19 protein-coding genes, 1 tRNA gene and 1 pseudogene are annotated in these 17,411 nt (G+C 62.6%); 11 read left to right on the forward strand and 10 right to left on the reverse strand.

What is annotated here, in order from left to right:
* Nucleotides 1-16: 16 nt before the first annotated feature.
* The 3 genes from V1294_RS37165 to V1294_RS37175 form a co-directional block, all read right to left on the reverse strand.
* Nucleotides 17-802 carry a sulfite exporter TauE/SafE family protein gene (locus V1294_RS37165; protein ID WP_334490005.1) on the reverse strand — a complete coding sequence of 262 codons (786 nt, stop codon included), beginning with the start codon at nucleotides 800-802 and terminating at the stop codon, nucleotides 17-19.
* A 90-nt stretch (nucleotides 803-892) separates the two neighbouring features.
* On the reverse strand, nucleotides 893-1,369 hold the full coding sequence (locus tag V1294_RS37170) for a PaaI family thioesterase (RefSeq protein WP_334504984.1): 477 nt from the start codon (nucleotides 1,367-1,369) through the stop codon (nucleotides 893-895).
* A 5-nt stretch (nucleotides 1,370-1,374) separates the two neighbouring features.
* Nucleotides 1,375-1,800 carry an acyl-CoA thioesterase gene (locus tag V1294_RS37175; protein WP_334504262.1) on the reverse strand — a complete coding sequence of 142 codons (426 nt, stop codon included), beginning with the start codon at nucleotides 1,798-1,800 and terminating at the stop codon, nucleotides 1,375-1,377.
* A 97-nt stretch (nucleotides 1,801-1,897) separates the two neighbouring features.
* On the opposite strand from V1294_RS37175, the gene V1294_RS37180 reads away from it, so the two are divergent.
* Nucleotides 1,898-2,491 carry a TetR/AcrR family transcriptional regulator gene (locus V1294_RS37180; protein WP_334485925.1) on the forward strand — a complete coding sequence of 198 codons (594 nt, stop codon included), beginning with the start codon at nucleotides 1,898-1,900 and terminating at the stop codon, nucleotides 2,489-2,491.
* 41 nt (nucleotides 2,492-2,532) lie between these two features.
* Here V1294_RS37180 and V1294_RS37185 read toward each other — a convergent pair whose 3' ends face one another.
* A complete protein-coding gene (locus tag V1294_RS37185; RefSeq protein WP_334504264.1) occupies nucleotides 2,533-3,039 on the reverse strand; it encodes a hypothetical protein in 507 nt (168 codons plus the stop codon).
* A gap of 176 nt (nucleotides 3,040-3,215) precedes the next feature.
* On the opposite strand from V1294_RS37185, the gene V1294_RS37190 reads away from it, so the two are divergent.
* The gene (locus V1294_RS37190) at nucleotides 3,216-3,509 is read left to right on the forward strand and encodes a PsiF family protein (RefSeq protein WP_334504265.1); all 294 of its coding nucleotides are present in this window, start codon (nucleotides 3,216-3,218) and stop codon (nucleotides 3,507-3,509) included.
* 142 nt (nucleotides 3,510-3,651) lie between these two features.
* Nucleotides 3,652-4,737 carry an AbrB family transcriptional regulator gene (locus V1294_RS37195; protein ID WP_442895411.1) on the forward strand — a complete coding sequence of 362 codons (1,086 nt, stop codon included), beginning with the start codon at nucleotides 3,652-3,654 and terminating at the stop codon, nucleotides 4,735-4,737.
* A gap of 1,020 nt (nucleotides 4,738-5,757) precedes the next feature.
* Here the strand turns inward: V1294_RS37195 and V1294_RS37200 are convergent.
* Both V1294_RS37200 and V1294_RS37205 read right to left on the reverse strand, forming a co-directional pair.
* A complete protein-coding gene (locus V1294_RS37200; protein ID WP_334495839.1) occupies nucleotides 5,758-6,921 on the reverse strand; it encodes an IS110 family transposase in 1,164 nt (387 codons plus the stop codon).
* Nucleotides 6,922-7,000: 79 nt separating this feature from the next.
* Entirely contained in the window at nucleotides 7,001-7,540 is a 540-nt protein-coding gene (locus V1294_RS37205) for a disulfide bond formation protein B (protein ID WP_334485929.1), read from the reverse strand.
* A gap of 169 nt (nucleotides 7,541-7,709) precedes the next feature.
* Between V1294_RS37205 and V1294_RS37210 the strand changes: the two genes are divergently transcribed.
* The 3 genes and pseudogenes from V1294_RS37210 to V1294_RS38195 all read left to right on the forward strand — a co-directional run.
* Nucleotides 7,710-7,794: transfer RNA gene (locus V1294_RS37210), tRNA-Leu, on the forward strand.
* Entirely contained in the window at nucleotides 7,765-8,013 is a 249-nt protein-coding gene (locus V1294_RS37215) for a hypothetical protein (protein ID WP_334504267.1), read from the forward strand. Before V1294_RS37210 ends, V1294_RS37215 begins: the two co-directional genes overlap by 30 nt.
* Before the next feature lie 21 nt (nucleotides 8,014-8,034).
* Nucleotides 8,035-8,286 (forward strand): annotated as a pseudogene (locus tag V1294_RS38195) (type II toxin-antitoxin system RelE/ParE family toxin); the annotation flags it as partial.
* A 38-nt stretch (nucleotides 8,287-8,324) separates the two neighbouring features.
* On the opposite strand, the gene V1294_RS37220 reads toward V1294_RS38195, so the two are convergent.
* Entirely contained in the window at nucleotides 8,325-9,041 is a 717-nt protein-coding gene (locus V1294_RS37220; protein ID WP_334485933.1) for a hypothetical protein, read from the reverse strand.
* 144 nt (nucleotides 9,042-9,185) lie between these two features.
* Between V1294_RS37220 and V1294_RS37225 the strand changes: the two genes are divergently transcribed.
* The 3 genes from V1294_RS37225 to V1294_RS37235 all read left to right on the forward strand — a co-directional run bounded on the left by V1294_RS37225 (nucleotide 9,186) and on the right by V1294_RS37235 (nucleotide 11,772).
* On the forward strand, nucleotides 9,186-9,773 hold the full coding sequence (locus V1294_RS37225) for a TetR/AcrR family transcriptional regulator (RefSeq protein WP_334504269.1): 588 nt from the start codon (nucleotides 9,186-9,188) through the stop codon (nucleotides 9,771-9,773).
* A gap of 425 nt (nucleotides 9,774-10,198) precedes the next feature.
* Nucleotides 10,199-10,441, forward strand: coding sequence for a hypothetical protein (locus V1294_RS37230; RefSeq protein ID WP_334504271.1), 243 nt, complete (start codon nucleotides 10,199-10,201; stop codon nucleotides 10,439-10,441).
* A gap of 287 nt (nucleotides 10,442-10,728) precedes the next feature.
* Nucleotides 10,729-11,772 (forward strand): lytic transglycosylase domain-containing protein, encoded by a 1,044-nt coding sequence (locus V1294_RS37235; protein ID WP_334504273.1) that lies wholly within the window; start codon nucleotides 10,729-10,731, stop codon nucleotides 11,770-11,772.
* 77 nt (nucleotides 11,773-11,849) lie between these two features.
* On the opposite strand, the gene V1294_RS37240 is transcribed toward V1294_RS37235, so the two are convergent.
* The 3 genes from V1294_RS37240 to V1294_RS37250 all read right to left on the reverse strand — a co-directional run bounded on the left by V1294_RS37240 (nucleotide 11,850) and on the right by V1294_RS37250 (nucleotide 14,576).
* The gene (locus tag V1294_RS37240; protein WP_334504275.1) at nucleotides 11,850-13,640 is read right to left on the reverse strand and encodes a peptide ABC transporter substrate-binding protein; all 1,791 of its coding nucleotides are present in this window, start codon (nucleotides 13,638-13,640) and stop codon (nucleotides 11,850-11,852) included.
* Between the two features lie 249 nt (nucleotides 13,641-13,889).
* A complete protein-coding gene (locus tag V1294_RS37245; protein ID WP_334485943.1) occupies nucleotides 13,890-14,087 on the reverse strand; it encodes a hypothetical protein in 198 nt (65 codons plus the stop codon).
* Between the two features lie 159 nt (nucleotides 14,088-14,246).
* Nucleotides 14,247-14,576, reverse strand: a complete 330-nt coding sequence (locus V1294_RS37250; protein ID WP_334485946.1) for a hypothetical protein — start codon at nucleotides 14,574-14,576, stop codon at nucleotides 14,247-14,249.
* A gap of 289 nt (nucleotides 14,577-14,865) precedes the next feature.
* Between V1294_RS37250 and V1294_RS37255 the strand changes: the two genes are divergently transcribed.
* Complete coding sequence (locus V1294_RS37255) at nucleotides 14,866-16,197, forward strand: TRAFs-binding domain-containing protein (protein ID WP_334485948.1); 1,332 nt, start codon at nucleotides 14,866-14,868, stop codon at nucleotides 16,195-16,197.
* A gap of 35 nt (nucleotides 16,198-16,232) precedes the next feature.
* Nucleotides 16,233-17,408 carry a patatin-like phospholipase family protein gene (locus V1294_RS37260; RefSeq protein WP_334504277.1) on the forward strand — a complete coding sequence of 392 codons (1,176 nt, stop codon included), beginning with the start codon at nucleotides 16,233-16,235 and terminating at the stop codon, nucleotides 17,406-17,408.
* Nucleotides 17,409-17,411: the final 3 nt, after the last annotated feature.

Below are 17,411 nucleotides of genomic sequence, written 5' to 3' on the forward strand. Positions count from 1 at the left end.
GGGCTGCATCCCCTGTCTACGCCGGAGATGGGGATATGTTACGCGCCAGCATATAGAGCGCCACCGCAATAATGACCACGGCGAACACGATATTGAGCGCGCCGCGGCGCTCGGCGAGGTGCCGTGCCGAACGCGTGCCGGCCAATCCACCGGCGATGCCGCCCGCCACGAACAGTCCCGCCAGTGCCCACGAAACCAGGCCCGACCAGGCATAGCTGGCGGCCGTGGTTAGGCCGAACGCGGTGACAGCGACCAGCGACGAGGAGACCGCGTTCATGATCGGCATGCCGGTGGCCAGCATCAGGGCCGGCACGATCAGGAAGCCGCCGCCGATACCGAAGAATCCCGATATCGTCCCGGTCGCCAGACCAAGACTGACGATGGCCGGCATGTTCGACATCGAGACCTTGACGTCAGGCAGGCCGATCCGCGAACGCGTCTTCAGCATCAACAGCGCGATCACGATCATCACCAGCGCAAACAGCGCCAGCAGTTTCTGGCCGTCGACCATCTTGCCGAGGATCGAGCCGCCGAAGGCGCCGGCCATGCCGGCGGCGGCGAAGATCAGCGCGCAAGACCAGATCACGGTGCCGCCGCGCGCATGGTTGGACAGGTTGATCGCGGCGTTCGCAGCCACTGCGATCGCGCTGGTGCCGATCGCGACATGAGGCTCCGCCACGCCGACCACATAGACCATCAGCGGCACCGCCAGGATCGAGCCGCCGCCGCCGACCAGGCCGAGCGAGAACCCGACCAGCATCCCCGACGCCAGTCCCAGCACGCCATGCGCGGCTGTGATGATCAAGTTGAAAGACTCAGTTGCACTGCCGGACCATAGAAGGATTTTTCACGTCCTGCTATGCCGATAGCATAAGTATGCACTGCAGCAGCGTCAGGTCGGTGCGTGCGCCCTTTCCTGCGGGGCATCCTCGCGGGCCGCCAGCGCCATCAGCGTGCCGCTCATGGTCGCGATCAAGGTCTCGACCCCGTCATGCGTTGCATAGGCGCGGGCCTCGCACACCGTCAGCGTGCGGCCGGGTTTTACCACCGTGGCACGGAAGGTGAAGCGTTCGCCGCGCGCGGGCGCCAGCAGGTTGGTCTTGAATTCCACGGTGAGAATTCCCGTTGCCGCCGGCATCAGCGTGAAGGCAGCGATGCCGCAGGCATTGTCGAGACCTGCGGTGATGATCCCGGCGTGGACGAAGCCGTGCTGCTGGGTGAGGTCGGCTGAATAGTCCATCGCGAGGTCGACCTCGCCCGGCTCCAGCCGCGCGATCGAAATGCCGAGCGTCTGCATCGCGCGCTGCTGGTTGAACGTATGGATCGCGATTGCGCGATAATCCGGGTTCTTCGGCTGGAAGCGCGACATGCGGTTCACGCCATCGCCGGCTCGAGATGCCTCATCGCGGCGTCGCGGATCGCGGGCGCGAACGGCGACGACTTCCGCGCCTGCCGGTCCATGTGGACGCCGACGAATTCGCAGACCGCGGCGATCTCGCCGGTTTCGGCGTTGCGCATCTCGTGCATGAAGCGGACCGACTTGTCGCGGATTTCCAGTAGCCGGCTCCTGACTTCGACGATATCGCCGGCCAGCAGCTCGCGCTTGTAGGTGACGGTCTGCTGCACGGCGGCCATGCCGCGGCCGGATTCGCGCAAGTAGGACGGCGTCAGCCCCAGCCTTGCGAACAGATTCCAGTTCGCCTCGTCGAATTTGCCGACATACCACATGATGTTCATGTGCCCGACATGATCGCCTTGCCAGGGATAGACCGTGCCGCAATAGGTCGCGTCCGTCTCCATCGTTCGCTCCCGCTTTTTTAATTTTGATACGGTGGCGTATCAGACCCCGCCCGGGTTAGCAATACGGTACCGTATCAAGAATCGGTGAGGCCGGACCATGAGCGATCCCAAAAGCGACGCCAAGGCGGAGGCGCGAACCGGCGAGGTGCGCAGCGAGAGCTGGATCGAGGCCGGCTTTGAGGAAATCGCCCGGACCGGCGTCGAGGGGGTGCGGGTGGAGGTGCTGGCAAAACACCTCGGTGTCACCAAGGGCGGCTTCTACCGCCGCTTCCGCGACCGGGCGGCCTTGCTCGAAGCCATGCTGCAGCACTGGAGCGAGGGGCGGATTGCCGCGATCGAAAAGCACACCAGCCTCGATGGCGCCACCGCACGCGAGCGGCTGAAGGCGCTGATCGCGCTTTACTCCGAACGGATGAATACCGAAGGCATGGCGGTTGAGCTCGCGATCCGGCAATGGGCCCGCTCCGACGAGCTTGCCGCCAACGCGGTGGCCCGCGTCGACGCCGCGCGGTTGAAGAATGTCGGGCATCTCTACCGCGCCAGGGGGCTGGCGGCTGAGGACGCCGACGCGCAGGCGTTCCTGTTCTATTGTTTCGTGTTCGGCCAGAGCCTGCTGTTTCTCGAACGCGGCCCGCGCAAGCGCGCGCAACTGGTGGCGAAGTCGGCCGAAACATTGCTCCGCGGGGTGTAGGCGCGGCCGAAACATCCGGCCGCGCCCTTGTGGGTTGCTGCTTAGGCCGCGCCCTTCAGCTTCTTGGAGCATTCGCTGTAATAGCCGCCGCCCTTCTGGATCCACTTCAGGCCGCCATTGCCGTTGGTGGCCTTGTTGGCATTGTACTGATCCACGCAGGTGTGCATGCGCGCCTTGCCGGCAGTCTCCTTGGAATATTTCGGATCCACGGCGCTCGGAAAGACCGCCGGGCCTGCCGGTGCCGCCGGCGCCGCGGCTTCCTTGGCTTCCTTCCTGGATGCTTTCTTGGCGGCTTCCTTCGGCTCCGCGGTAGGGGCCGGAGCCGCAGCGGTGGGAGCGGCGGTCGTTGGCGCGGCCGTTGCATCGGCACCGCATTGGGCTTTCCGGAAGTCGTTCCACTTCTGGCCGCCGAGCGTGCCGGCGGTTTTGGCAGCCTGGTATTTGGCGCTGCATTCCTGCGCGGTCAGAGCGTTCGCCTGCGACGTCATCGCAAACGCAGCCAAACCCGACATCGCAATCGCGCCCAGTATTTTTGCTTGAATAGTCATCCTGGTCTCCTTGGGGAAGTCATCTGCGCCTGCCATCCTAGCGCAACCACAGCTTGCGACAACGCGTAGAGCGACCCTCCGGTAAAAAATTTTGTGTCAGCCAGTTCAACTCCATTCACCTGTGGTTCAGCATGGCAACGCAACGGTTGCGTCCTTGTTTCAATCCGAGGTGCCCCATGACGAAAATATCCTCCCTCGCCACCGCAACCGCCGTTTCCCTTCTGCTCATGGGCTCCGCCTTCGCGCAAACCACGGCGCCGGCCAAGACCGAGCCGTCCAAGACTGAGCCGGCCAAGACTGAAACGACCAAGACCGAAACCAAGGCGCCGGCGGAAAAGAAGGCCGAGAAACCGCGCACCGCCGCCTCGCTGGAATGTTCGAAGGAAGCCGATGCCAAGGGGCTTCACGGTAAGGAACGCAAGAAATTCCGCTCCGCGTGCAAGAAGGCCGCCGCCGAAAAGGCGAAGTAACCGCCCCGCCCTCCTGCGCGAGGGCCGTATCGGGACCATCAGCATTTTTATGACGCCGGCAGGCCATCGCCGGCGCCGCCTGCGCATTGCTGCAATCGCGTGGCGCATTTGTCCCTCGCATGCGGATTTGCCATAAGGCGGCGTGAGCCTGATCCCCGCCTCGATGTCCTCCGCTGTTGCCGACCGTGCCAAAATTCTCGGCACGCTCGAGACGCTCGTCATCGGCGCCGGCGGCGGCCTGCTGTTTCTGTGGCTCAACCTGCCGGGCGGGCTGATTTCCGGCGCGATGGTCGCCGTCGGCATCGCCGCTCTCGCCGGGCGGCCGGTTACCATGCCGCCGATCCTGACGCAGACCGTGCTGGTGCTGCTCGGCATCACGCTGGGCTCGCTGGTATCGCGGCAACTGATCCAGCACATGAGTGCCTATCCCTTGACCATCGGCCTGCTGGCGCTGGCGACATTCTGCTCGACCTTCGGCTCGAGCTTCTATCTGCAGCGCATGCACGGCTGGGACCAGACCTCGGCATTTCTGGCCGGCAGCCCCGGCGCGCTGTCGCAGATCACGATACTGGCCGCCGAGAAGGGCGCCGATGTCGCCGCGATCGCGGTGGTGCAGACCATGCGCGTGATCATCCTGACCGCCGCGCTGCCGCTGCTGCTGGCGTTTACCGGGATTGCGCCGACGGCGCCGGCGGAAATCGCCAGCCTGATCGCCTCGCCGCTCGAACTCGCCGTGCTGGCGGCCGCTGCCATAGCCGTCGCGCTGCTGCTGCGGCTGGCCAAATTTCCGGCGAGCTGGATGTTCGGCGCGATGATCGCCTCCGCCGTACTGCACGGCACTGACTTGATCGAGGGCGGCCTGCCGCCATGGATGCGCAGCGTCGCGCTGGTCGGCATCGGCGCTGTGATCGGCACGCGGTTTTCGCGGATCAGCAAGTCGACGCTCGTCAGCCACATCAATGCCGGGCTGGGCTCGTTTGCGGTCGCCATCGCCATATCGGCCATCTTCGTCACGGTGATCGTGCTCTCCACCCATGTGCGCTTCGCCGACGTTGTGGTGGCGTTCGCGCCGGGCGCGATGGACGCCATGCTGGCGCTGGCGCTCACGCTGCATATCGATCCGATTTTCGTCGGCGCCCATCATCTGTCGCGCTTCGTGTTCGTCTCGATCACGACGCCCGGCATCGTGCATCTGTTCGGCCGTCCGCAGGAGGATGTGGACGATTAGGGTGGCCGTCATTGCGAGCGCAGCGAAGCAATCCCGTCTTTCCGCGCACGAGGTGACAATGGATTGCTTCGCTCCGCTCGCAATAACGTGGATGTAGTTTCACGATCTCGCGGCGCATTGCGCCCGAGGCTTGCTATCAACTTCCCGCCCTCTTGTTCAGAGGGCGCAGGGAAGACCGGGTGCTTGCTGCACCCGCGGTCTCGCGTGCCAATGCACACGGCAAAAGGCGGCACACGAGCATACAGGGCAGCTGGAGCATTCCGGCCTTCCCTGCGCAATGGCTTTACGGCTTACTTCGTGCTCTCCCCGGTGAACGGCTCTTTTGCCACCGTCGCTCCACGGGAGAACCGTGAAACTTAGCGCCAGCACCGCGGCGCCCGAACCACACGACTTCGCCGTACGCTTCGCGCCCGCTCGCGCTTTGCGTCCATCGCATCTCACCGCACGTCCGTGACGATCGCGAGCGCCCCTCTATGGGTGAGACGGACGGAGTTATGCCGCTGATTTGCGCGAGAACGAAAGCAGAATATTTTTACGCGAAGGGCTGGACAGACTTTTGGTGATTTGCCCGACAAGTGAAGTCGTAGAGGGTGGGCAAAGCGACAGCGTGCCCACCATCACGAGCAGAATGCTTGATGGTGGGCACGGCGCAAGTGCGCCTTTGCCCACCCTCATATGAGGCCTTTTGAGTCAAGCATCCCAACCGGGGCTTGGATGTGATTTTTTGCATTCGGCGGAGCGGCGGCGCGCGGAGCCATGCGTAGCGCAGCGTGCCGCCGCGGTCGGTGCGCTCAGGAACTGGCTTCCGGCGATTTATGCAGCAGCTCACTGCATCACCTCATATCCGGTCGGGCGGTTACAGCCCGGTACCCACATTCCGCATGCTTGCGGCGAGGAAGCCACGAGGATGAGACCCATCTACGAAGCGGCCTGTTGATTTGGCCCAAGGGTGGCACGGTCATCATCCATTCCGCGCTGACCGCGGCTGGTGCCGCGACGCTGACGCGTTGCTTGAAACGGTTACGGCTTTGTGGCCTTGAGCAGGGCTCCTTCGGGGACCAGGCCGGTTGTGAGATAGCGCCAGAGCGCCACCATCAGCTTGCGCGCCAAGGCCACGATGGCGATGCGCTTGTTGCGCTTGCTGGCGTTGTTGTGGGTGCGGCTGCGGAACCATCGGGTGAGCGCACTCTCCGGCTGATGCCGCAGCCACAGCCAGGAAAGTTCGATCGCGGCGCAGCGGGCGCGCGGGTTGCCCGCCTTGCTGATGCCCTGGTCGCGGTCGATCCCGCCGCTCTGCCACGGACTGGGCGTCAGCCCGAAATAGCTCGCGACCTCACGCCGGTTGCGGAAGTCCTTGTAGAACACCTCGCTGGCCAGCGTCGTCGCGAACGCCGGGCCGAGGCATTTGAGCCGGAGCAACAGTTCGCTGCGCTCCGCCATCTGCGCCGCCGCAGGTGCCGGATCCGCTTGAGCCTGTGCCTGTGCGAGCCGCTCGAGCTGTTCGCGTACCAGCATCAGCCGCGCGTGCTCGTACTTGATCTCCGCCAGCATCCGTGGCGGCACCGCCTGGCCCTGCCAATCCCGCTGCGTCGCCAGCCAGTTCAGCCAGTCGCGCCGGCGCGGGTTCCCGACCGCCATGCCCAACAGCCGCAGCAGCGCCTTGATCCGGCTGGTGTGCGCGGTCTGTTCCTTGATCAGCCGGCCGCGTTCGCGGCTGGCGCGGCGGGCGTCCTCTTGCTCCGGCGCAGGTACCCGCACGATCCGTACCACCTGCGGCTCACCGCGCAGATACGCCATCAGCGTCCGCAGCATCTTCTCGCCGTCGATCCGGTCGGTCTTCACCCGACGCGCCCGCTGATCCACCGCAATGCTCGCAGGGTCAAACACGTAGTTCGTGATCCCGGCCGCCATCAGAAGCCGGTGCAGCCAGAACCCGTCGTAGCCGGCCTCGTAGCAGCTCACCACCGCCGGAATGGCTCCCAGCGCCCGAGCCGCCCGGTCGCGCTCCCGACCGATCAGTGCCAGCAACTCGGCATGATCTCCTCCCTCCAACTTATGGCGGGACATCTTGCCTTTGTCCGGGCTGTGCAGCGTCACCAGCCAGCTCTTCTGACTCAGTTCGATTGCAACGAAAATTGTGCCACAATGGTCGACGGTGGGCGTGTCTACGGTCGATGCTTGCATCTGACTCTCCGATGGTTCGAGTGTGGAAACCCAAACCTACCGGAAAGGCCACGCTCACCGCCCCATGGAATCTACGAAGCTACGCCCGCTTCGCCGACACCATGCCCCACGCGGCGATCGCAGCCATCAACAGCGAGATCAGCACGTTGTAGCCGGCGAGCGAGAGGCCGAGGAAGCGCCACTGCACCTCGTCGCAGCGGATCACTTTGACGGTGTCGAGCCGCTGCAGCAGCGTGCCGGCACTGCCAAGATCGGCGATGGGGCCGGAGCAATCGGTCGGGCCCTGCCAGAATTGCCACTCGACGCCGGCGTGGTAGGCGCCGAGCCCGGCATTGGCGAGGGCTGCGAGCGCAAGAATGGCGAGGCCCGCCAGCAGCACCGGCCTCGGCGCCCCCCGATAGGCCCCAAACGCCACCACAAGGCCGAGCGGGACCGCCAGATAATAGGCGTAGCGCTGCTCGAGGCAGAGCGGACAGGGGCGGATGTCCAGGACCAGCTGGAAGAACCACGCGCCCGCCAGCGCATCCGCCGCAATGAACGCAATCGCCAGCGCCGCGACCAGCGCCGGATCGGCGGACAGGCGCGCAGGCGACGAATGGGCGGCTGCATCTGATGTCACGGACGTTCTCCGGAGCACAATCCATGCTCAAACAGGCAACAGCGTCGTATCCCCTCGCCGCCCGGGTGTCGAGAGACGCCACAATCACATCCGCGCGGGTTGACCCGCGCAGGCCGCCCGCTATATTCCGCCCGCTTCGCCGCACCGGCCCTCCGGCCCGCGACCGAAGGCCCCTGTGGCGGAACTGGTAGACGCGCTCGACTCAAAATCGAGTTCCGCAAGGAGTGCTGGTTCGATTCCGGCCAGGGGCACCACGCTTCGCCCTCGCGGGCTTCGCGTGGCGCAGCCACGTCGGAGCGTGTCCGGCGAAGCTCGAGCAACGCGAGAGCGAAGACGGACGAGCCTTCGCTGCTTTGGATGCCGATGACATTTCCGAAGAGGAATGGCGAATAATTGAAGAACGCGCCGCCCGGTGCGATCTGGTGAGCGACGAACAGGTTGAGGCAGTTTTCAGCCGCTACCGCAACGCATGAAGCTCCGGCACGGACGCGGCGCGCTCGCCGATCTCTGAGATTTTTGCGTACATCGCGAAGGACAGCGGGGCAGCGGCGCTCAACTTGTCGCCCGCATCGAATGCGGCGACAGCCGAAATCGCCGCGCAACCGAAATTTGGGCGCAGCAACCCGCAATCCGAAATTCCGTCGATTTCCCGTAACTACTTGATCGTCTACGAAGTCGAATCGAACGAGGTCATCGTTCACTTCGTTCGCCACGGCGCGCGGCGTCGGCCATGGGAAAGCGAGTGAGGTTTCGTCGCTATTTCGGTCATTGAGGTCCCTCGCGTTCAACCAGCCATCGCCATCGCCCCGAGCACACGAGGGGCAGATCTGAGCTTGGTCATGATCACAACGTGGACCAGCAGATCGACTGGAACCAGCATCGCGGGCACGAAGATCCAGGGCAGCGTCCCCATGACGAGCGTGCCCGGCCCTTCCGTGAACACGCGGAATGCCGTGCCCGGGACCGACAACATCGCAAGAGTGAGTGCGGTCAGCAGATCGAGCAGTCCGAACGCGTTCCAAGCCCCGAGCCATAGCTTTGGCATTTTGACCCCAAGTACCAGCAACGGCACGAGCAAGAGCGCTACCGCGCCCGTAATGATATCGCCAATAGCGGCGACCGGCGCGAACGGTGCCGACAGTCGCCCGTCGAAATAGAGAAGCAAGAAGAACACGCCGGCGACACGGCCGGCATGCACCGCCACCAGAGCTGGCATTGGAACAGACAGCAATGCATCGCGCGCCTGCGGGATCAGCACCCAGGCTCCAAACAGGATCGCAAGAAAAAGGGTGAATGGCACGAGGTTGACCGGAAACGGGCCAAGTGTCCCGGGCGAGAGGACCCCCAGCCCATAGACTGCGACGACAACTGCGAGCCACACCGCGGTCGCAGCAAAAAGGGCAATCTTGGTTGCTCCGCGAAGGAACGCAGGGCCAATCAACAGACCTGCCTGAGCCGCGCAATAGGCGGTGGCAAAAATCGCTGCGACGATATCGAGCATGGTGACCTCCCGGAGCATTTGCTGCTGTGCCACAACCGAACCCGGCGTATGATAGTGAACATCGTGTTCGGAACAACAGACAGCCCGTGGCCTGCCGTTCGTTACCGAACGATCGACGGCACGAGTCCGGAAAAAAGGTGAGGAATGGAAGAGATCGACCGGCGCGTCGCGCGCACGCGGCGAGCGCTTCACGAGGCACTGATCCGACTGATCATGCGCAAGGGCTTTGATGCCCTAACCGTGCAGGAGATCATCGACGAGGCGAATATTGGCCGCGCAACTTTCTACGCCCACTACCGCAGTAAGGACGCTCTGCTCCGCGGCGGCTTCGAGCGGCTTCGCAGCGAGTTGAAAGCCGCACGACAAGCTCCGCGGCATGGCGGCGAGCGGGATCAGCCCCTGACATTCAGCCTCGCGATGTTCGAGCATGCTTGCGCCTACCGGGATGCTTATCGCGCCATGTTGGGAGGACAGGGCAGCATCATCGCCGTCAACGAAATCCGCCGCGTCCTTTCCGAACTGGTGAAGGAGGAATTGCCGACGCTCGGCGACGATGGCGCGGTGCCGCGCGAACTCATGCTGCAATTCGTCGTGGGAACGTTTCTGACAACACTGACATGGTGCCTCGAGAAGCGGTCGAAACTGGCGCCTTCCGAGGCGAACGCCATTTTCCGTCATCTGGTGATGCAAGGCATTGGGCGGGCAATCGTCTCGGACGGCCGCCAACGGTAGAATCAATGCCTTGCGGTTGCCATCAAACGAGCTTGGGAGCAGCGTCCCAATTCGTCGCCCGGATCGAACAGGCGACGGCACTGATCGCCGAGCAACCGCATCTCGGCCCGGCAATCCGCAATCCGAAATTCCGACGATTTCCGGTCACAGCTATCTGATCGTATATGAGGTCGGATCGGACGAGGTCATTGTTCATTACGTTCGACATGGCGCGCGGCTGCGGCCATGGGAAGGCGAATGAAATTCCTGCTTGCGATGCGGGTGTAAATCAAGCGCGCATCGCTATGACCAAAAGACGCGATCATCCCATTTGGTGCACTGGACTGCCCCCCTGGAATGAGACACGATAATTTCTGTGACAGGCTGTCACCGTAATTCCGTAATTCACGCCCGCCCTCGATCTGTCCAAGCCATCCAGGCACGCCATGCGAAGAGCACCTCATTCGGTCGAGACGTACCGGGTCTCGCTGAAGAAGATCCATGAATTGGATGGCGCGCTAGAGCTGATGTATTTCAGTTGGCGCGGGATGACGCTGGCGGCGGATGAATATCTGGGCACGCTGGGATTGTCGCGAGCGCACCATCGCATCCCCTACGTCATTGCGCGCCGGCCCGGCATATCGGTCGGCTCCCTCGTCGAGGTCATCGGCGTCTCCAGCAGGCGCTGAACCGCCCGCTGAACCTGCTGTTGCGACGTGACCTGGTGATCTCAGTGCAATCGTCCGTGCACGAAGCTTTTACGCTGGGCGCCTGACCGCGTCCGTCAGCGTCAAATTCAATTCGGCAGCGCGAAGCCGCGTTGTCGCGCGTACTGACTCTGCATTGAACTCGGCACGCGGGAACCCTGTTCGGTAGTACTACGGGTCAGAAAACACAGCGCTGCCGCAGTTCATCCGCGAAATGTCCACATCCGACTTCTATCCGGCCGGCCTTCACACCCATGGATGGAAGTTTGATGCGATATCTTTTCGCCGCCGTGATTGCTGTGTTCGTGATCGCAGTGGATTTTGAAAGTTCCGACGTCAGGTCAGTCTGGATGGAACCGTCTTTCGTCGTCGCCGAAGCGCAATCGGAACCGGCCACGACACCGAATTCCCACGCTGGAATTTCGGCCGCGTCGGTCGAGTATTCGCAGGCGTTGGACTCAACAAACGTCGTCGCTGCGCCATACGAGAAAGCTGTAGCAGCGGATGCCGCCGCTCATGCAGCCGCATCGTTCTACGACGAGTCCGCGCCACCGAATCCGATCTGCGAAGCGGTCAAGGTCGCCGCGGAGGAAAACGATATCCCGATCGGATTCTTCGCGCGCCTGCTCTGGCAGGAAAGCAGGTTTCGCGCCGAGGAGGTTAGCTCGGCAGGCGCGCGGGGCATTGCGCAATTCATGCCGCAAACGGCCGTCGAAATGGGCTTGAGAGACCCGTTCGATCCGCTGCAGGCGATCCCTGTGGCGGCAAGATTTCTTCGCAAGCTTCATAACCAGTTCGGAAATCTCGGGCTTGCGGCGGCTGCCTACAATGCGGGCGGCGGCCGGATTGAGAAGTGGCTCTCACGCCGCAGCACACTCCCAAAGGAAACGCGCGCTTACGTCAAGATCATCACCGGCCACAAGGCCGAAGCGTGGACCGACGAAGAGAATACCGTCCACATGCCGACCGATCTGCCGCAGAAAGCGCCGTGCGAGGGCGTCGGCGGCCTGTCGCGGCAAGACCAGATCGCCGCCGTGAATGTCGACCTGACGCCTTCCGCCAGCGCGCTGTTGCGCAAGGCGGAGGCCGACGACGCCGAGGACAAAAAGAACGCGGCCGCCAGCAAGCTGCGCGTTGCGGCAGTTTCGGCGGCTCGGCATGCCGGCGCAACCCTCCGAAAGACCAATGCGCGAGCTGTCCTGCTGGCCGCAAAAGGACCGTCGCGCAAACGGGGGAAACAAGCCGCCGTGCGTCTCGCGTCGGCTTCTTCCACCGCCGGCCGCACGAAGTCATCGAGGGCGCGGGAATTGTAACCGTTGCCATCGATCCGTCGCCAAACGAAAGAAGCCCGCGTCGCTCGCGGGCTTCCTTGTCGCGGGAAACCCCGCTCTCACGCCTCCCGGTACCAGCTCGCGAGCTGCCACAGATCGTTGTCCCAGCCCGAGATATGCGCGGTCAGCTTGTTGCCGAGCGCCGCGACCCGGGTCCGCGAGACGATGGGCTGGATGTAGTTGTCTGTCACGACGAGGTCGTTGAGCTTGATAAACAGCGCCGCGCGCTTCACGGCGTCGAGCTCCTGCTCGGCCTGCTTGTAGATCTCGTCGTATTCCTTGCTTTGCCAACGCGAGACATTGCGCCCCTGCCACTTGTTTTCCTTGTTCGCCACCTGCCACGACACATACTGGTTCATGAAGAGCTGCGGATCGGCCTGCGGCATTGTCGTGTTGTACATCTGCGCGTCGCAATAGAAATGCGGGTAGGTATCGGGATTGGCGGTGTCGGAGGAGAAGAACACCGATCCCACCACCGACTTCAGCTCGACGTCGATGCCCGCCTTCTGGCACGCCTGCTTGATGATGGCCTGGGTCTTCTGCCTGGGCGCATTGATCGAGGTCTGGAATACAAACTTCAGCGCCTTGCCGTCCTTGGCGCGAATGCCGTCGCCGCCCTTTTTCCAACCGGCGGCCTCGAGGATCTGGTTGGCCTTCTCGATGTTGAATTCGAACTTGGTGTTTTTCGACCGGAACCGTTCCGGGTTGTTGAGGAAGTTCGCAGTGGCCCGCGCCGTGCGGCCATAGATGAATTTCTCGATCGACACGCGATCGATCAGGAGATGGATGGCCTGGCGCACGGCCGGGTCGCTGAACAGCGGATGCCTGGTCTTTATGCTGGCGCGCTCGCCATCGACCTCGACCGCGGGATCGGTCGAGTTGAGCTGTATGAATTCGACATTGCCTGACACCGTGATGTTGACCCTGCCCTTTCCGGCGGCTTCCAGCTTCTGCAGGATCTCCTCTTCGACCAGCATGTTCCAGGCATAGTCGTACTCTCCGGTCTGCAGCACCGCGCGCGCCGCCGACACGGCGTCGCCGCCGCCTTTGACCTCCACCTCATCGAAGTGCGGCCGGTTGGCGACGTGATAGGTGGGATTGATTTTTGCGCGGAGCATGTCGCCCGGCTTGAAATCAACGAACAGATAAGGGCCGGTGCCGACCGGCTTCAGATTGTGCGGTGCCTCGCGCGACTTGGCGCCGACGTAATCCTTGAACAGATGTTTTGGGATGATCGCGCCGTAGTTGCCGACAAAGGCATCGGCCCAGAACGGCGTCGGCTTGGCAAAAATAAGGCGGACGGTGAAGTCGTCGATCGTCTCGACCGTGACGTCCTTGTAGCTGGCGATCGAGACCGCCGCGCTTTCCGGCGTTCTGGCATATTCCCAATTGAAAACGACATCGTCGGCCGTGAACGGCATGCCGTCATGCCATTTGACGCCGCGTTTCAGCTTCCAGACCACCGAGCGACCGTCCTCGGCCAAGCCGTCATTCTCCTTGCTCGGGATTTCGGCGGCGAGGATCGGAACCAGATTGCCGTCGCCATCCCATCCCGCCAGCGGCTCGTAAAAGATCCGGCAGCCTTCCTGATCCTTGGTGCCGACGGCGAAATGGGGATTGAGCAGGGTGATGGCCTGCCAGTACATCAGTTTCAGCACGCCGCCGCCGCCGGCCTTGGTCGGCTTGTAGGGAAGCGCGGTCGCAGCCATCGCGACTCCGGACTGGCTCAGCATCATCCCGGCCATCGGCGCCGAAAGGCCCACGGCAATCATTCGCTGGACAAAGGCCCGCCGCGACAACCGGCCGGTCTTGACGTCTGCAATCAGGTCTCGAAGTTCCCGCTCTTTCATGGGCCGGCTCTCTCACTGGTGGTAAATGCCTGGTCACTCTCGATGATGGAAATGGATCAGGTCAGCGCGAACCTGTCAAAGCAGGATACGGGCCATCCCTTCATACCAAGTCGATTTTTGCCAAATCCAACCGAGACAAGGTGACGCGGCGCCAGCCGGCTGATGGAAATTACGGCGGCGGTGCACTCAATTGACACGTCAGGCCTTCGCGGGCTCGCCTGCGAATGAAGTGCGCTGTCACCGCCGCCATTATGTTGGCGAGCCTGCCCCCTCCCCGCCAATCGCGCGGTCCAGGGCGTCGATCAGCACCTGAATCTCGATGAACTTGTTGCGGGCCCGTTCGGCTTTGTCGCGGTCGAAGGGAGCGGCCAGTACCTTCGCATGCATGTCCCTGTCCTCGATCATGCGCTCACGGGCTTTCTTCAGCGTTTCAAGTCGCTCGCTCATTTTGGTTGCTTTCAACGGAGGGGATCGACGCCACGGCGCCAATCTCATGCGTACACCGATCCAGCCGCCGGTACCATATCGATCAATGGCGCGGCGTCATCCATCGAGCATACAAAAAGCCCGCGGCGCTCGCGGGCTTTTCGTTTCTTGCAACCTCTCCTACCAGCGGTAGCCGCCGGTGCCGAAGCTGAAGGTTACGCCGGGGCCGCCGCCGTAGTAGCGGGGACCGTAATAGCCGTAAGGGCGCGGGGCATAGTAGTTGTAGCTCCCATAGTACGGCCGGTAATGACGGTGGCGCCAGTGGTGATGGTGATGGCCATGCCAGTGGCGATAGCGATATTGCGCGCTGATGTCGGTCGAGGACTGCGTGGCAGTCCGGGAGGCATCCGCCGAAGATCTCGACTTCACCGCATTGTCGGCGGCGTAGGCCGCGGAACCTCCCATCAGGGCGGCGGCACCAACGGCAAACACGATAGCTAGCTTCTTCATCGTCGAACTCCAGTAGAACGAGTGAAGGCTAACCGGCCGGCGCACGTGACGTTCCGGCGTGCGACATAAAGCCCAAGATCGCCTGAACGAATGTTCATGAAACTGAACGCAGTTCTTCTGAACAATTGACCATCGCGAAGTTCGCGTTGACTTCGGCAGCACATCCACCCGCGAAGCTTCCAGCTTGCAATCACACTCGTTCTGGTTCAGACTTGTGCATCATTTCATAAGCAACCATTGATTGCCGACGACTCCAGCGGTGCCGCTTACCAGCCGGCCGGAGGATATTATGGGTAGCTGTTTTGTCATTATGGGCTTTGGCGAGAAGACCGACTTCCAGTCGAACCCGCAGCGTGTTCTGAACCTGAACAGGACCTACGAAGACATCATCAAGCCGGTGGTGGAAGAGGCCGGCCACACCTGCGTTCGCGCGGACGAGATCATCCATTCCACCGTCATCGACAAGCCGATGTACGACAATCTGCTTTCGGCAGATCTGGTCATTGCGGACCTGTCCACGGCCAACGTCAACGCGGTGTATGAGCTCGGCGTTCGTCACGCGCTCCGCCCACAGCGGACGATCGTGCTGGCGGAGAAGAACTTCAGCTTCCCGTTCGACCTCAATCATCTCAGCATCCTGAAATACGAACACCTCGGAAAGGAGATTGGGTTCAAGGAGGTGATGCGCGTCAGGGAAGAACTGAAAAAAAAGATCACGGTGCTGATGGACAGTCCCGAGCCCGACAGCCCGGTCTTTCTGTTCATCCCCTCGCTTCAGCCTGCCAGCCTTCCCAAGGCGCCGGCGATGGTCGCCGCGGGGCCGCCCGCGCCCTCCTCTGAGCCCACGGATCGGGAGCAGAAGAGCTTCGCCGAACTGCTCGTAAGCTTTCGCGCCGCGAAAGACGAGGTCAAGGAGGCTGACGATTGGGCTCTACCTCTGGCCCTTCTGAAGCGACTGAAGGCGATGCAGCCTGACGACCCCTACATCCTCCAGCAACTGGCGCTCGCGACCTACAAGTTCCAACAGCCGGACAAGAAGACATCGCTTATCAATGCAAAGAACATTCTGAACGCGCTTGCGCCACAAACGTCGAGCGATGCCGAGACGGTGGGACTGTGGGGCGCCATCCACAAACGGCTGTGGGATGAGACGGAAAATCCTGAGGATCTCGATGATGCGGTGCGGGCTTATGCGAGAGGCTACTACATCAAAACCGATTATTATAACGGCATCAACTACGCATTCGTGCTCGACGTTCGCGCGTCCCGCAGCGAGGGCGATGAGGCTTTGGTGGATCGGCTTCTCGCGCGACGGGTCCGCAAGGACGTCCTGAAAATCTGCGACCGTCTGTTGCAAGCCGCAGCCGCGGCGGCCGAACCCGGATCGAAGCATGACGCACCCGGCGCCAGCGCCGACGAGTTGTTCTGGATCGGGGGGACGAAGGTTGAGGCCTTGTTCGGGTTGGGCCGCAGAGACGAGGCGGGAAGTCTGAAGACCGAGATTGTCGAGAAGGAACGCCAGCGCCTGATCAAGGCCGGCCGCAATGGCGACGCCGTGAATTGGATGGGGTCCAGCCTGAACGACCAGTTGAAGAAGCTGGGCGAGCTATTGCCGCCTTGACGGGTTCGAAACACGACAGCAAATCGGGGCGACAAATGGCTGATCTCAACGGGCAAGCAGAATCTTCGACCGCAAAACCGCGCAGGCTGCTGGCGCTCGATGGCGGCGGAATCCGCGGCGTGATGTCGCTCGAAATCCTGCGCAAGATTGAGCAGGATCTGGCGACGGCCACCGGCAAGGGCGCGTCATTCCGTCTCGGAGACTTCTTCGACTATATCGGCGGCACCAGCACCGGCGCCATCATCGCGGCCGGCCTCGCGATGGGAAAGTCAGTTCAGGAACTGATCGATTTCTACATCGAGGCGGGACCGCTGATGTTCGAAAAGACATCCCTGATCGGCCGGCTGCGCAGCTTCTATCAGGCCGATCCGCTGCGCGAGAAACTGAACGACGTGTTCGGGGAGCGCACGCTTGGAGCCAAAGACCTGCGTTCGCTGCTGTTGGTCGTCACGCGAAATGCAACGACGGATTCGCCGTGGCCCGTCTCTAGCAATCCCCTCGCCCGGTACAACGATCGCGACCGCCCGGACAGCAATCTGCAAATTCCGCTGTGGCAGCTGGTGCGGGCGAGCACCGCCGCACCCGTTTATTTCCCGCCTGAAATAGTCGAGTGGGATAAAGACGACCCTGCAAAAACCTTCTTCTTCGTCGATGGCGGCGTCACACCTTACAATAACCCGGCCTTCCTGCTGTTCCGGATGGCGACGCTGCCGCAGTACCGGCTGAACTGGCCCACCGGGGAGGACCGCATGATGCTGATTTCGGTCGGCACGGGAGCGGCGGCAGCGGTCAGCCGTGACCTCAACGCGCGCGGACAATTGATCCCGGCCAACGTCGCGCACCTTCCCGGCGTGCTGATGGGCGGCGCTGCGATCGACCAGGATATCAATTGCCGCGCTATCGGCCGCTGCGTGTTCGGCGAGCCGATCGACCGCGAGATCGGCGACATGATTCCGCGGCAGGGCGACCCGCTCAAGGGCGGCGTCGTTCCGCTCGACGAAGATTGCGGCCGCCAATTCCTGTATGCCCGCTACAACCCCGATGTCAGCCGAGGCGGCCTCGACGCTTTGGGGCTGAACAAGATCGATCCGGATCACGTCCAGGCGCTGGATCAGATCGAGTACATCAAGGAGATGCAATCCGTAGGACGGGCGTATGCCGCGAAGTTCGTGGACATGACGCCATTCCGACGATTCGTGTCGAAGGACTAAGCA

The sequence above is a fragment of the Bradyrhizobium sp. AZCC 1678 genome (assembly GCF_036924765.1).
In the GTDB taxonomy this organism is placed as follows: Bacteria; Pseudomonadota; Alphaproteobacteria; order Rhizobiales; family Xanthobacteraceae; genus Bradyrhizobium; species Bradyrhizobium algeriense.